The 14,441-nt window shown below is 63.9% G+C and carries 9 protein-coding genes; 6 read left to right on the top strand and 3 right to left on the bottom strand.

The window, feature by feature from the left end:
* Positions 1-71: 71 nt before the first annotated feature.
* Positions 72-1,016 (bottom strand): AraC family transcriptional regulator, encoded by a 945-nt coding sequence (locus ACLEJW_RS01795; RefSeq protein WP_313456032.1) that lies wholly within the window; start codon positions 1,014-1,016, stop codon positions 72-74.
* A 178-nt stretch (positions 1,017-1,194) separates the two neighbouring features.
* Between ACLEJW_RS01795 and ACLEJW_RS01800 the strand changes: the two genes are divergently transcribed.
* Genes ACLEJW_RS01800 through ACLEJW_RS01810 form a run of 3 tightly spaced genes read left to right on the top strand, consistent with a single transcriptional unit; the run spans position 1,195 to position 3,796 of the window.
* On the top strand, positions 1,195-1,629 hold the full coding sequence (locus ACLEJW_RS01800; protein ID WP_145185422.1) for a hypothetical protein: 435 nt from the start codon (positions 1,195-1,197) through the stop codon (positions 1,627-1,629).
* A gap of 15 nt (positions 1,630-1,644) precedes the next feature.
* Positions 1,645-2,304, top strand: a complete 660-nt coding sequence (locus ACLEJW_RS01805; RefSeq protein ID WP_313298427.1) for a hypothetical protein — start codon at positions 1,645-1,647, stop codon at positions 2,302-2,304.
* A gap of 25 nt (positions 2,305-2,329) precedes the next feature.
* Entirely contained in the window at positions 2,330-3,796 is a 1,467-nt protein-coding gene (locus ACLEJW_RS01810) for a M48 family metallopeptidase (protein WP_440776901.1), read from the top strand.
* On the opposite strand, the gene ACLEJW_RS01815 is transcribed toward ACLEJW_RS01810, so the two are convergent.
* Positions 3,793-6,741 (bottom strand): dermonecrotic toxin domain-containing protein, encoded by a 2,949-nt coding sequence (locus ACLEJW_RS01815; protein WP_440776902.1) that lies wholly within the window; start codon positions 6,739-6,741, stop codon positions 3,793-3,795. The genes ACLEJW_RS01810 and ACLEJW_RS01815 overlap by 4 nt on opposite strands.
* 206 nt (positions 6,742-6,947) lie before the next feature.
* Between ACLEJW_RS01815 and ACLEJW_RS01820 the strand changes: the two genes are divergently transcribed.
* Both ACLEJW_RS01820 and tadA read left to right on the top strand, forming a co-directional pair.
* A complete protein-coding gene (locus ACLEJW_RS01820; protein ID WP_145185433.1) occupies positions 6,948-8,330 on the top strand; it encodes a multicopper oxidase family protein in 1,383 nt (460 codons plus the stop codon).
* Positions 8,330-8,830 (top strand): tRNA adenosine(34) deaminase TadA, encoded by a 501-nt coding sequence (gene tadA / locus ACLEJW_RS01825; protein WP_440776903.1) that lies wholly within the window; start codon positions 8,330-8,332, stop codon positions 8,828-8,830. Before ACLEJW_RS01820 ends, tadA begins: the two co-directional genes overlap by 1 nt.
* Positions 8,831-8,841: 11 nt before the next feature.
* Here the strand turns inward: tadA and mltF are convergent, their stop codons facing one another.
* Positions 8,842-10,299 carry a membrane-bound lytic murein transglycosylase MltF gene (mltF, locus tag ACLEJW_RS01830; RefSeq protein ID WP_145185439.1) on the bottom strand — a complete coding sequence of 486 codons (1,458 nt, stop codon included), beginning with the start codon at positions 10,297-10,299 and terminating at the stop codon, positions 8,842-8,844.
* A gap of 242 nt (positions 10,300-10,541) precedes the next feature.
* Here mltF and purL point away from each other — a divergent pair, with 242 nt between their 5' ends.
* Complete coding sequence (gene purL, locus ACLEJW_RS01835) at positions 10,542-14,441, top strand: phosphoribosylformylglycinamidine synthase (protein WP_145185442.1); 3,900 nt, start codon at positions 10,542-10,544, stop codon at positions 14,439-14,441.

Raw genomic sequence — 14,441 nt, forward strand, 5'->3', positions numbered from 1 at the left:
TAGGCCGTCAGCGCAACGCGCTTATCAAAGCCCGCCTAACAGCGGGCTTTTGCTTTTCCGGCATAGCGCACTCACTGCATGCCAGGCGGATGACCGAAATACGCTTTGTAGGCATGGCAGAAATTGGCCGGGTTGGCGTACCCCACCTGATACGCCACCTGCGAAACCTGCCAGCGGCGCTCGAGCAGCAGCAGGCGCGCCAGCTCCATGCGCTGCTCGCGCACGTACTGCAGGATCGAGCGGCCGAATGCCTGGCTGAATGCCCGGCGCAGGGTGCTTTCGCTCACGCCCAGTTGGCGGGCCAGCGCGGCGGCGGTAGGCGGGTTGGCCAGGTTGCTGTCGAGCACATGGCGGGCTTCGAAGGCCAGGTCACGCAGCCCGCGCATGGCCTTGCCAGGGGTCGGCTGCTCAGCACCGAAGTGGCTGGCCAGCTCCAGGACGATGGCCAGGCTCACGCTCTCGCAGTGCAGGCGCTTGAGTCCACCGGTGTAGGGGGACAGGTACAACTGTTGCAACAGGCGGCCAACCGTGGGGCACTGTGGCAGTTGGCTGAAGTGCATGCCGTCTGTAGCCAGCTTGAGCAGCGCCAGCAGTCGAGGCTCATCGGCTACCAGCTCACTCAGATAGCCGGCGGCAATCCGTACCCCGGCCATGCGCGCGTGGCTGTGTGCGGGCAGATGGTCCTGGGCTTCGCAGCGCTCACCCAGGCCCAGCAGGTGCAGCTGGCCGCTTTGGTAGGTATTGAGCGTGCCATCGACCCGGTGCTGCCAGGTGCCATCGAGTACCTGCACCACGCACAGACTGGGCGGCAGCACCTTGTCGATGCGCAGTGGCTCGGGAAACTGCAGGTTGCAATCGAAGTACTGCAGGCCCTGGTGCACGGTCTGCGCCCAATAGTGGCCCGTGGCGCTACCCATGACCCGCGCCGAGCGCGCATCCAGCACTCCGGCGCTGGCCAGTGAGCCGGGGCGATCATAGGAAAAAGCGGTATCCAGGTACGGACTGGTCGATGGCATGTGCGCTGGGCGTCCAAGTTGTCGGCGGCATGATGGCAAATGGTAACGCGTGCACATTTTTGGCGACAGGTTTTGTGCGCAGTGGGCTATCTGTTGTGCGACCCGGTCAAAGGGGTTGGCAGTGGCTGCCGTGCTGGCTTCAATGTTCGATTGTTTCGCATCAGGACCGAGAAAAGCCATGTTCAACTATCGCAAATGGGTCGCCTTGGCAGTGGCCATGTTCAGCCTTTGTGCAGGTCAGGTACATGCTGAAGAGCGCCCGCAAGTCGCCGAGCAGGTGGTCGCGTATATCGGCGAGCAGGGCGTCAAGGTGTGGACGCTGCGCATTGGCGAGCGCGCTGCCAACGAGGCGCTGGTCCAGGTCGAAGGTGTCGACCACGACTGGAACATGCGCATCCAGAAGATGCAGGTCGAGAAGACCGCCAAGGATACTCGCTACTACACCACCGTCGATGGCCAGAAGTTCGTGACGCTGATCGTCCAGGGCATGTGGGGTGGTGAGTTGTACCTGCCAGGTGAGCCGCAGCCACTGAGTGTGGGCTATTCCGAAGGTGTGTCGCGTCAGGGCAACGCGCAGGCGTTTCTCACCGACTACCTTGCAGCGCAAAAGTGATCGAGGAGCGATGCCATGAGTGAATCCACCGAGCCGCTGCATGAGCTGTCAGGGTCGCTGGGCGCCGACTACGATCAGTCTCGTACGGCCCAGCGTGAGCGAGTGATCACCGAGCTCAAGCAGGTGATCGAGCGCGTGCCTGAGCAAAGCGAGTTCACCAATTCGCGGCGCTACCGCCTGTGGGGGCCTGTATTGCTGGTGGCTTCGCTGGTGTTGCTGGTGACCACCTTCGATCCCCAACGCTTGGGCGTGGTTGCCTTCTGCGGCGTGCTGGTCCTGATCACTGCAGCCTTGACCTGGCAGCACCGCAACGCCGGTACGCAGGTGTTCATGCGCCTGAACCGTCGGCAGCTGTGGGTCGACACGCTGGATGCACCGGTCGATCTGGCTGAAGTCGAGGACGTCGCGGTCAAGGACGAGGGGCTGGTGATGATGCAGACGCTGGAGATGAGCAGCGAGGCTGCTTTGCCCAAGCACCGGGTGAAGAAGCTGCAGTTCTTCGGTAATCAGGCGATGGTCCTGAAAAAGCCGCGCCCGCAGATTCGTATCCTGTCGGCCGGATTGGCCAGCAATGGTCGCAAGCTGGATAACGACGAAGTGCTGGCGATCTTGGCCGCCTATCGCGACGCCGCCCATGCGCAGCGGCAACTGGAGCTGATGCAGGCAGCCGGATGAACCAGCAGTTGGCTGAAACAGGCCGATGAGCCGGCCTGCAAGCGCCGCCGCGACGCTGCTCAAACGACTCGGCTGGGGCCTGGCCCTGCTGCTGTTGCCGTTGGCGCTGATGGGCTGGAGCCTGGTGCAGCAGTGGCGGGCCGAGCAAGGGCAGGCGCAGACCCAGATCATTCGTCAATGGCTGGTGGCGCCCGAAGATGAACTGCTGCAGGCATTGCCCTGGGCTACGCGCGAGCAGTTACGCGGGCGCGTCGACCCACACGCGGTGTTACAGCGAGAGCTGACCCAGCTCGATGACGACCGGCCTTGGCTCGCAGTGCGCAGCTGGCTGGCTGCGGGGAGCTGCTGGCTTGCCCTGGGTGCGTTGCTCAGCGGCCTGGCTACCGCGCTGAACGTGCGCATCGATGCCTGGCGGGCACTGCGCTCGGCGCGCTACCTGCAAGCGCGCATGGCCGCCAGCTGGCACGCTTTGGGCTGGGGGCTGAGCGTTTATCTGGGCCTGCTGGCAAGTGCGCTTGGCCTGTCGTTGCTCTACGAAATCAGTGCCGGCGTCAGTCACGCGGCAAGCGGCGGGTTGACCGTGCTCTTCGTTGTGCTGCCGCTGGCGACAGTGCTGTTCGCCTGCCTCGGCACGCTGTGGCGTGTGCGCCGGCAGTGGCCAGTCATGCTCGCGCCGCAGGCGAGCTTTCTTGGGCGCACGCTGGATCGACAAGCCGCACCGGCGTTGTGGCAGTGGATCGAGGGTTTGGCCGCGCACTTGCAGGCGCCCGTGCCTGAGCACGTGGTGGTCGGGCTTGATCAGGGCTTGTTCGTGACCAGTGTGCCGATCGTGCTACAGCCCAGTGGGGTGCTGCTGCAGGGGCGTACCTTGTACCTGCCGCTGCCTTGGCTTGGCGCTTTGAGCCAGGACGAGGCTGCCGCGCTGGTAGGGCATGAGCTTGGGCATTTCCGTAGTCGCGACACCGAGCGCGGCAGTGAGATCAATGCGCAGTACAGCCTGATGTGCGCACACTTTGCCGTGATGCTCGGCGCCGAGCAGGGCCCGCACTGGGGGGTACGTCCAGCGCTATGGATGGCCGCGCTGTTCCTGCAGCATTTTCGCGCCGCGGTGCACCGCTGGGGCCGTGATCAGGAACTGCTGGCTGATCAGGCAGGCGCGCAAGTGGCGGGTGCCAGGCAGTTTGCCCAGGCGCTGCTGCGTGCCATCGCCCTTGCGGGCGTGGTCGAGCGCCTGCTTGACCAGTGCGGTGGTGGCGGCCTGCTGGAGGGGCTGGCGCTCGAGTTGCAACAGGCACCGCTGCAACTGGACGAAACCGTGCTCGAGCTGACCAGCACCCATCCCTTCGATACCCATCCTGCGGTCGCCACACGCCTGGACAACCTCAATGTGCTGCTGGACGCGTCGCTGGTGCAGGCCGCCATGCGCGTGCCAAGCGCTGATGACCGGCGATGGTTCAACCGATTGTGCCAGGCCCTGCCCGCTGATGATTAGCGAGCAATGCGCCGCATACCTTTGGCTTGCAGGCGCGTGTGCAGGTCGCTGACATCAGGCATGCGCCGGCCGTTGATCCACGGCCAGTCGCTGCGCTCGAGGTAGAGAAAGCGGCCGTCGTGCTTGATCGGGGTGCGCCGCAGGGCGCCGTCACGGCCGCGGTGCACCAGCACCTGCTGCCCGTCCACGGCGTCGATCAGGTAGTCGCCAGCGCTGATCAGGCGTAGTTCGATACTGGCCGCGGCCTGCTCGGGCGTGCGCACGGCGGCACGCAGGCGCAGGTTGCTTTTCACGCTCAGCTGACCCTGGTTGGGCAGGGTGATCTGCAGCCCAGGGTCGATATCGAGCATGTCCGGTTGCCCGATGGCTACATCCTCGCAGCGCAAGGTGATAGCGCCTTGCAGGTCGCCGATGCCTGGCACACCTTGGTAGAAGTCGCTGTGGGAATTGCCCACCAAGGCGACCCATTTGCTGGGGCCTCTGAGTGCCTGATCGGCTTCTATCACCTTGTGGGCATAGAAGTTCATCATCTGCTGACGTAAGTTCGCAGGTGTCGCTTCCGCCCACGCCTGCCGGTAGCTGGCCATGCAATCGATCGATTGAATGAAAATGCCGTTCTTCTGCGCTTGCTTGAGCAAGCGGCGGAAGGTGTAGCGTCCGCTCGGGTCGGTGGCGTGACCGATGTCCTGGGCATTCACATAGCGGTCCAGGGCCTGGGGCATACGCCCGGTGCGATTGAACGTGTCCAGGTCGGCCTGCTGGAAATCGGTCATGTAGTGTTCCAGGTAGAGGGTGCGCACCTTCTGTTTGCGCAGGGTGCCCATGTTCTCGATCAGCAAGCGCTTGCTGCCGATACCGCTGTGCGCTTCTGCCACCACCAGCCCGTCGGCGTTCTGATACACACCTTCAAGCATGACTTTTGCCGAGCTGGACGGGGCGAGTTCGGGTACTGCCGGACGCTCGGGCAAGGTCGGGTCGGCAAGGAACTGCGCTGCATCTGTCGCCAGCTGCGTGCGCCTGGCGCGAAACTCGGCCAGGGCGGCTTCGCGCTCAGGGTGGCCGATATCGACATGGGTGCCGCTGAGCACGTTGGAACTCGACGGGCTATTGGCCAGGCTGCTGAGGTCCGGGCGCAGAGCTTCGGGGATTTCGTAGGGCGAAAGTGGCAGCGGCGCCATTCGGCTGCTTGTCGAAGAGCGGCCCCAGACCTTCAGCCAACTCATCCCGCCGCCGTCGAGTTTGGGACGCGGCACCAACTGCCAGTTGCCCTCGCCGTCCAGGCGAATGATGTGGCAGTTATAGAAGGAGTAGGGGTTGGCGGGGTCGACGATCACCCAATGCTGCAATTCGGCGACGTAGCGCACCTGGTAGGGCAGCGAATCGACCAGTGCGTAGAACTTGCCTTGTTGGGCGTAGATGCCGGCCAGCCTGCCGCTGCCCGCCTGGGTGCTGAGCAGGACATTGGTTTCGAAGGGGGCCAGCAGACGCGAGGTCTGCGTCGGCCAGAACGGCTTCGGTACCCAGGCCTGGGTTTCACTGCGCGCGGTGGCGTCAGGTTCCAGGGGCGCAGGCTCCTGCGTGTCAGTGAAGGGGATTTCGCCGTCCGGCGGCGCCGGACGCGGGGTTTGCGAGGGTTCGGCAAGCTCGCCGGGCGCGCCCAGCAGGAACGTGGCGTTAAACAAGGTTCCGACCGCGGCGAGGATGGCGCCGGTGATGGCAGCTTTGCGCTGCGCGGTAGTCCGAGCATGCACCGCCTGGTCGATGTCCAACCCGACTTCGGCAAGCCCCGCCCCTACAGCCACCAGCGCCACGGGCCAATCAAGCGCAGCGAGCGGGCCGAACACCTGGTCGAAGGCACCCAGGTAGCCGATCCACAGTTGTTTGCGCAGGTCGGCATTGGACTGCAGGGCATGCTCGGCATCATCGCGCATGCGTTGCCGGGCCTGGTCGCGCAGCCAGGTGAACGGGTCTTCGTTCAAGGTCTGGTCGCGCAGGTTGAGCCCGGCATAAGTGTGTTTGCCCCAGCCCTCGTAAAGCAGGTCGGTAAGGGGGTCGAGCCCGACCAGGTCGCCACGTTGGCCGCGGTCTTTTAGGGCGAAGTGGCTGCTGAAACGGGCGCGGTTTTCATCGTAGTTGTTGTTGATCAGCACCCACCAGTACAGCTCGGTGCTGTCAGCGAACAGGTGCAGTGCATCTTCGGCGCCTGGGGTATAGAGCAGCTGTCGCCCGTCCTGCAGGACGATGCGCAGGATGTCGGTGGCCACATACCCGCCGATGTCGAAGGTGCACAGGCGCATGCCTAGCGGTGCGGTCACCGAAGCCTGCAACTGCGCCAGCGAAGGCGGCCACGGGGCCCCTGCGAGCAGCGCCTCGGCGACTTCGCCGCAGCATTTGGCAAGCGCGCTGCCAGGCGCCTGGTGTCGGACTTCCAGGACTTTACTCAAGAAGTTGACCTTGCTCAGCGTGCGAAAATCATCCGCATGGCTGGCCCAGAAGCTGTCCACCCGCTGGTTGTAATCGGTACAGAAGTCGATCTGCCAGAAATAGTCGAGCACATCGGCGGGCTTGAGCGCCACCTCGTTATGGGCGTCATAGCTGGCCGCGCCTGGCCCGTCCAGGTAAAAGCCGGTGAGGTAGCTGAGCAAGTCGGCGTTATCGGCGTCTTCGGCGTTGAAGCGGTGCAGGACCAGCTGCGGCAGTGTGAAGGATTGTATGGGCTGCTGGCTGTGGGCCCAGCCGCTGAACGTCGGGGCGCTGTGGGCATTGGCGAAACGGTGCAGGTAAACGCTGTCAGGCTCCAGGTGGCCGAGGCGGTGCTGACGCAGAATGTCCAACGCGACTTCCCGCGCCTGCTGGCGCATGTCCGGACAAGCAGTTACCAGGTCGTTGGCCAGTTGCTGCAAGGTGTGTCGGTCGCTTGGAGAGACCATCGATGTTTGGCTCATGGGGGCGTTGCCTTGGCGGTGAGGAGGGCGCCAGCGTAGGCAGCGCGCCGGGTCGGCGCGCTTCAACTATGTAGTGCCTGGCGGCCGTTGCGCCGTGCTGTGACAACACTTCACTTAATCTTTCGCATTTGCAGGTGTATCGTATTCGCCCTTCATCGCCAGCTAGCTGGCCGCTTGATTGCACAGCACACGAGGTACCCGCACCGATGTCCTTCACCCGTCGACAAATGCTCAAAGGCCTGACCGGGCTGGTAGTGGTGGGCCTGGGCGCCGGTGGCGCCGCGCGCTATTGGCTGGGCAAGGTCGAGGACGACAACGCTGGGCACGACTACGAGCTGATCGCCGCCCCGCTGGACGTCGAGCTGGTGCCCGGCTACAAGACCGAAGCCTGGGCCTTCGGTCCCTCGGCGCCCGGCACCGAATTGCGCGTGCGCCAGGGCACCTGGCTGCGGGTGCGCTTCATCAACCACCTGCCGGTGGAAACCACTATTCATTGGCACGGCATCCGTCTGCCGCTGGAAATGGACGGCGTGCCCTATGTATCGCAGTTGCCGGTCAAGCCGGGCGAGTACTTCGATTACAAGTTCCGCGTGCCGGATGCCGGCAGCTACTGGTATCACCCCCACGTCAGTAGCTCCGAGGAACTGGGGCGCGGCCTGGTCGGCCCGCTGATCGTCGAAGAGCGCGAGCCGACCGGTTTCGCCCATGAGCGCACCCTGAGCCTGAAAAACTGGCACGTGGACGAGCAGGGTCGCTGGCTGCCGTTCAGCATTCCCCGCGAGGCGGCGCGCAACGGCACCGCCGGGCGCCTGATCACCATCAACGGCCAGGCCGATGCGGTCACCGAATTGCCGGCGGGTCAGGTGGTGCGGGTGCGCCTGCTGAACCTCGACAACACCTGGACCTACCGCATCAACCTCAAGGGCAACTGCGAGGCGCGCATCTATGCGCTGGACGGCAACCCGGTGACCCCGCGGCTGCTGGAGGACGACTATTGGCTGGGTCCTGGCATGCGCGTTTGCCTGGCCATCCGCATTCCCCAGGCAGGCGAGGAGATTTCCTTGCGGGACGGCTTCGTGCGTTTGGGCACCCTGCGCTCGGTGGCCAGCAACCAAGCGCCCGGCCCTTGGCCACCTGCTCTGCCAGCCAACCCCATCGCCGAGCCTGATCTGGAAAACGCCGAGAAGCTGAACTTCAATTTCGAATGGGCGGCGAAGGTGTCGGTCACCACCGACCAAGACCGGCCACCGAGCCTCTGGCAGATCAATGGGCAAGCCTGGGACATTACTGACAAGACCTGCGCCGACCGGCCGATCGCCACGCTCAAGAAGGGCCAGAGCTACATCTTCGAACTCAAGAACATGACCCAATATCAGCATCCCATCCACCTGCACGGCATGAGTTTCAAGGTAATCGCCTCGAACCGCCATGACATCAAGGAACCGTGGTTCACCGACACCTACCTGCTGGGCAAGAATGAGCGCGCTCAGGTCGCATTGGTGGCGGATAACCCGGGTACCTGGATGTTCCACTGCCACGTCATCGACCACATGGAAACCGGCCTGATGGCCGCGATCGCGGTGGTCTGATGCGCCCGCAGATCGTCGATCGCAGCCGCGATCAGGAATTCATGCGCATGGCCCTGGCCCTGGCCGCCGAGGGCGCGGCCTTGGGTGAGGTACCGGTTGGGGCGGTGCTGGTGCAGAATGGGCAAGTGCTGGGGCAGGGCTTCAACCGGCCGATCATCGACAGCGACCCTAGCGCCCACGCGGAAATGGTGGCAATTCGCGCAGCGGCAAACGCCGTCGGCAATTATCGACTGCCGGGTAGCACGCTGTATGTGACCCTGGAACCGTGCAGTATGTGCGCAGGGTTGATCGTGCATGCGCGGGTGTCCAGGGTGGTATTCGGCGCTCTGGAACCCAAGGCGGGTATCGTGCAGAGCCAGGGGCAGTTTTTCGGGCAAGGATTTCTCAACCATCGGGTAATGGTCGAGGGCGGGGTGCTTGCCGAGGAATGCGGCCAGGTGCTCAGTGACTTCTTCAAGGCTCGACGCGCCAGCAAGTCCAGCAATGCCGCTGCCGACTGACGGCGCCATGCTCACATCGGCGGCGATTGCTCCGCCGGTTTGTCTTTGTTCACCCCAGGCACATGCAGGTTGCCTTCGGCGACCTCGCCTTCGAGCTGTGGCTGGGTCACCCAGGTGAGGATGTCGTAGTAACGGCGAATGTTGGCGACGAAGTGCACCGGCTCGCCACCACGCGCATAGCCATACTTGGTCTGCCGATACCACTGCTTCTGCGCCAGGCGTGGCAGCATCTTCTTCACGTCGAGCCATTTGTTGGGGTTGAGCTTTTCGCGCTTGGCCAAGGTCCGGGCGTCTTCCAGATGGCCTGAGCCAACGTTGTAGGCGGCCAGGGCGAACCAGGTGCGGTCCGGCTCCTGGATGCTGTCATCGAGCTCGGCCTTGATCTTCATGAAGTACTTGGCGCCGCCTTGAATGCTCTGCCGCGGATCCAGGCGGTTGGACACGCCCATGGCCTGCGCGGTGCGCTGGGTCAGCATCATCAGGCCGCGTACGCCGGTCTTGGAGGTGACCTCCGGCTGCCACATCGATTCCTGGTAGCCGATCGCAGCCAGCAGCCGCCAGTCCACCTGTTCGACCTTGGCGTAGCTCTTGAAGTGTTTTTCGTACTTGGGCAGGCGCTGCTGCAGATGCTGGGCGAAGGTGTAGGCACCGACATAGCCGAGCACATCCACATGCCCGTAGTAACGGTCCTTGAGGCGCTGCAAGGTGCCGTTTTTCTGCGACTTGTCGAGAAATTCGTTGATCTCGTTGAGCAGGCTGTTGTCTTCGCCAGCAGCCACCGCCCAACGTTGATCGCGGCTTTCGCCGAGGTCGAAGGCGACTCGGACGTTGGGGAAGTACACCTGGTTCATCGCCAGTTCGTTGGAGTCGACCAGGGTCAGGTCGATCTGGCCCTCATCGACCATGCGCAGCAGGTCGACCACCTCGACGGCGTCGGACTCTTCGTATTGCAGGGCGGGATACTGTTTTTTCAACTCGGCCAGTTGATCGGCGTGACTGCTGCCCTTGAGCACCATGATCTTCTTGCCGACCAGGCCCTTGGCCTCGGTTGGCCGCGGGCGGCCGTTGCGGTAGATGACCTGCGGCGTCACTTCCAGGTAGGGGTGCGAGTACTTGACCTGGGCCTGGCGCCGCGCACTGCTGACCAGCCCTGCGGCTGCCAGCACCGGGCCGGCGGGCTTGCCCAGCGAGCCGTACAGTTCATCGAGGTTGTCAGCGGTTTCGATCTGCAACTTGACGCCCAGATCGTCCGCAAAATGCTGCACCAGTTCGTATTCGAAGCCGGTTTCGCCGTTGCGGTCCTGGAAGTAGGTGGCCGGGCTGTTGCGGGTGACCACGCGCAGCACACCGTCCTCCTTCACGCGCTCGAGGGTGCTGGGTTTTTCAACGCAGGCACCGAGCAGCAGAAAGAGACCGGTTGCGAAAAGCCATTTGGCGCAACGCTGGCGCAAAGCAGTGTGGGCGAACATAGGGTGCAGTATACGCAAAGCACTGCCCAAGCCATATCTCTGAATACCTAGCTACAAGAAATGGCAGGTCAAGAGGCGGACGGCGTTTCCCGAAGTTTGCGCTGAGCCAATTGCCTTTTTTTTGACCTGCAAGTCCGGTTCTGCCGCCCGGCAGCCGTGGCGTAGAGCGGGTGCCGAAAGCTTGCGAATTAGGCTAGAATGCACGGCCTCTAAGCACACCCCTTCCTGAGGCTGTCCCGACGATGTTGATCCTGCGCGGCGCTCCTGCCCTTTCTGCCTTTCGCCACGGTAAATTACTCGAGCAACTGAGCCAGAAAGTTCCCGCTGTTACTGGTTTGTATGCCGAATTCGCCCACTTTGCCGACGTTGACGGCGAACTGACCGCCGACCAGCAGCAGGTGCTGGGCCGTCTGCTCAAATACGGCCCGAGCGTGCCGGTGCAGACGCCAACCGGTCGCCTGTTCCTGGTGGTGCCGCGCCTGGGTACCATCTCGCCATGGGCCAGCAAGGCCAGCGACATCGCCCACAATTGCGGGCTGCAGTCGATTCACCGCCTGGAGCGCGGTATCGCCTATTACGTTGCCGGTGACCTCAGCGAAGCTGACGCGGCGCAGGTCGCCGCCGAATTGCACGACCGCATGACCCAGCGCGTGCTCGCCGAGCTGGAGCAGGCAGCCGACCTGTTCAGCCACGCCCAGCCCAAGCCGATGACCTCGGTGGATATCCTCGCCGGTGGCCGCGCCGCCCTGGCCCAGGCCAACATAGACCTGGGCCTGGCCCTTGCCGAAGACGAAATCGACTACCTGGTCAACGCCTTCCAGGGCCTCAAGCGCAACCCGAACGACATCGAGCTGATGATGTTCGCCCAGGCCAACTCCGAGCACTGCCGCCACAAGATCTTCAACGCCAGTTGGGACATCGACGGCCAGGCCCAGGAAAAAAGCCTGTTCGGGATGATCAAGAACACCTACCAGATGCACAGCGAAGGCGTGTTGTCGGCTTACAAGGACAACGCTTCGGTGATCGTCGGTAATGTCGCCGGGCGCTTCTTCCCGAACCCTGAAACCCGTCAGTACGGCGCGGTGCAGGAGCCGGTGCATATCCTGATGAAGGTCGAAACCCACAACCACCCGACCGCCATCGCCCCGTTCTCCGGCGCCTCCACCGGCTCCGGCGGTGAGATTCGCGACGAAGGTGCCACCGGCCGTGGCGCCAAGCCCAAGGCTGGCCTGACTGGCTTCACCGTGTCCAACCTGCGTATCCCAGGCTTCGAACAGCCATGGGAGCAGGCTTACGGCAAGCCCGAGCGCATCGTCGACGCCCTCGACATCATGATCGAAGGCCCGCTCGGCGGCGCGGCGTTCAACAACGAATTCGGCCGCCCGGCGCTGACCGGCTACTTCCGTACCTTCGAGCAGTCCATCGAGACCCCGCACGGTGAAGAAGTACGCGGTTACCACAAGCCCATCATGCTCGCCGGCGGCATGGGCAACATCCGTGAAGACCATGTGCAGAAGGGCGAGATCACCGTCGGTGCCAAGCTGATCGTGCTCGGCGGCCCGGCCATGCTGATCGGCCTGGGCGGCGGCGCGGCCTCGTCGGTGGCCACCGGCGCCAGCTCGGCTGACCTGGACTTTGCCTCGGTACAGCGCGAAAACCCGGAAATGGAGCGCCGCTGCCAGGAGGTCATCGACCGCTGCTGGCAGCTGGGCGACGCCAACCCGATCGCTTTCATCCACGACGTGGGCGCTGGCGGTATTTCCAACGCCTTCCCGGAGCTGGTCAACGACGGCGGCCGCGGTGGCCGCTTCGAACTGCGCAATGTGCCCAACGACGAGCCGGGCATGGCTCCGCACGAAATCTGGAGCAATGAATCCCAGGAACGCTACGTGCTGGCCGTCAGCGCCGCCGACTTCGAGCGCTTCCAGGCCATCTGCGAGCGTGAGCGTTGCCCGTTCGCCGTGGTTGGCGAAGCCACCGAGGAGCCGCACCTGACCGTCAGCGACAGTCACTTCGGCAATACCCCGGTCGACATGCCGCTGGATGTGCTGTTGGGCAAGCCGCCGCGCATGCACCGCTCGGTCACGCGCGAAGCTGAATTGGGCGACGATTTCGACCCCAGCCAGCTGGACCTGGACAACGCCGTGCAGCGCGTCCTCAGCCACCCGGCAGTGGCCAGCAAGAGTTTCCTGATCACCATCGGCGACCGCACCATCACCGGCCTGGTCGCGCGCGACCAGATGGTCGGCCCTTGGCAGGTCCCGGTGGCTGACTGCGCGGTCACTGCCACCAGTTTCGACGTCTACACCGGCGAAGCCATGGCAATGGGCGAGCGCACCCCGCTGGCCTTGCTCGATGCCCCGGCTTCCGGGCGCATGGCGATCGGCGAGACCCTGACCAACCTCGCCGCCTCGCGTATCGACAAGCTGTCCGACATCAAGCTGTCGGCCAACTGGATGTCTGCCGCCGGTCACCCCGGTGAAGATGCCCGACTGTACGACACCGTCAAGGCGGTAGGCATGGAGCTGTGTCCGGAGCTGGGCATCACCATCCCGGTCGGCAAAGACTCGATGTCGATGAAGACCAAGTGGAGCGAGGAGGGCGTCGAGAAGAGCGTGACCTCGCCGCTGTCGTTGATCATCACCGGCTTTGCCCCGGTCACCGATATCCGCAAGACCCTGACCCCGCAGTTGCGCATGGACAAGGGCGAAACCGACCTGATCCTGGTCGACCTTGGCCGTGGCAAGAATCGCATGGGCGCCTCGATCCTGGCGCAGACCTACGGCAAGATCGCAGCGCAAGCCCCGGACGTCGACGACGCCGAAGACCTCAAGGCCTTCTTCGCCGTTATTCAGGGCTTGAACGAAGACGGCCACCTGCTGGCCTATCACGACCGCTCCGACGGTGGCCTGATCACTACCGTGCTGGAAATGGCCTTCGCCGGTCATTGCGGCCTCGATCTGCAACTCGACCCATTGACCGACGACAAGGCCGAAGTGCCGGCCATCCTGTTCAACGAAGAACTCGGTGCGGTCATCCAGGTGCGCCAGGACGCAACGCCCGACGTGCTGGCGCAATTCAGCGCCGCTGGCCTGGGCGAGGAGTGTGTGGCCGTCATCGGTAAGCCGGTCAACAACGCTGAAGTCTCGGTCAGCCTCAATGGCGAAGTGCTGTTCGACGACGACCGTCGCATGCTGCAGCGCCAGTGGGCGGAAACCAGCTACCAGATCCAGCGCCTGCGTGACAACGCCGACTGCGCCGATCAGGAATTCGACCTGCTGCTCGAAGAAGACAACCCGGGCCTTTCGGTCAAGCTCGGCTACGACGTCAACGACGACATCGCCGCGCCCTACATCAAGAAAGGCGTGCGCCCGCAAGTGGCGATCCTGCGGGAGCAGGGCGTCAATGGCCAGGTCGAGATGGCTGCCGCGTTCGATCGCGCAGGCTTCGCCGCCATCGACGTGCACATGAGCGATATCCTCGCGGGTCGTGTCGATTTCGAAGCCTTCAAAGGCCTGGTCGCCTGCGGTGGTTTCTCCTACGGTGACGTGCTCGGTGCCGGTGAAGGCTGGGCCAAGTCGGCGCTGTTCAACAGCCGCGCGCGCGATGCCTTCCAGGCCTTCTTCGAGCGCACCGACAGCTTCGCGCTGGGCGTGTGCAACGGTTGCCAGATGATGTCCAACCTGCACGAGCTGATTCCAGGCACCGAGTACTGGCCGCACTTCGTGCGCAACCGCTCGGAGCAGTTCGAAGCGCGTGTGGCGATGGTCGAGGTGCAGAAATCCAACTCGATCTTCCTCGACGGCATGGCCGGCTCGCGTATGCCGATCGCCATTGCCCACGGTGAGGGGCATGCCGAGTTCGCCAGCGAAGAGGCACTGCTGGAGGCCGATGTGTCCGGTTGCGTGGCGCTGCGTTATGTCGACAACCACGGCAGGGTCACCGAAGCGTATCCGGCCAACCCGAACGGTTCGCCGCGCGGGATCACCGGCCTGACCAGCCGCGATGGCCGAGTGACGATCATGATGCCGCACCCGGAGCGGGTGTTCCGCGCCGTGCAGAACTCCTGGCGTCCAGATGAATGGCAGGAAGATGCAGCGCTGATGCGCATGTTCCGCAACGCACGTGCCTGGGTGAACTGA

Origin of the sequence: Pseudomonas sp. SMSB3, assembly GCF_052041965.1 — a bacterium.
In the GTDB taxonomy this organism is placed as follows: Bacteria; Pseudomonadota; Gammaproteobacteria; order Pseudomonadales; family Pseudomonadaceae; genus Aquipseudomonas.

Coding starts and splice junctions, on each gene's coding strand:
- ACLEJW_RS01795 (WP_313456032.1), bottom strand. CDS start 1,016: ATGCCATCGACCAGTCCGTACCTGGATACCGCTTTTTCCTATGATCGC.
- ACLEJW_RS01800 (WP_145185422.1), top strand. CDS start 1,195: ATGTTCAACTATCGCAAATGGGTCGCCTTGGCAGTGGCCATGTTCAGC.
- ACLEJW_RS01805 (WP_313298427.1), top strand. CDS start 1,645: ATGAGTGAATCCACCGAGCCGCTGCATGAGCTGTCAGGGTCGCTGGGC.
- ACLEJW_RS01810 (WP_440776901.1), top strand. CDS start 2,330: ATGAGCCGGCCTGCAAGCGCCGCCGCGACGCTGCTCAAACGACTCGGC.
- ACLEJW_RS01815 (WP_440776902.1), bottom strand. CDS start 6,741: ATGAGCCAAACATCGATGGTCTCTCCAAGCGACCGACACACCTTGCAG.
- ACLEJW_RS01820 (WP_145185433.1), top strand. CDS start 6,948: ATGTCCTTCACCCGTCGACAAATGCTCAAAGGCCTGACCGGGCTGGTA.
- tadA (WP_440776903.1), top strand. CDS start 8,330: ATGCGCCCGCAGATCGTCGATCGCAGCCGCGATCAGGAATTCATGCGC.
- mltF (WP_145185439.1), bottom strand. CDS start 10,299: ATGTTCGCCCACACTGCTTTGCGCCAGCGTTGCGCCAAATGGCTTTTC.
- purL (WP_145185442.1), top strand. CDS start 10,542: ATGTTGATCCTGCGCGGCGCTCCTGCCCTTTCTGCCTTTCGCCACGGT.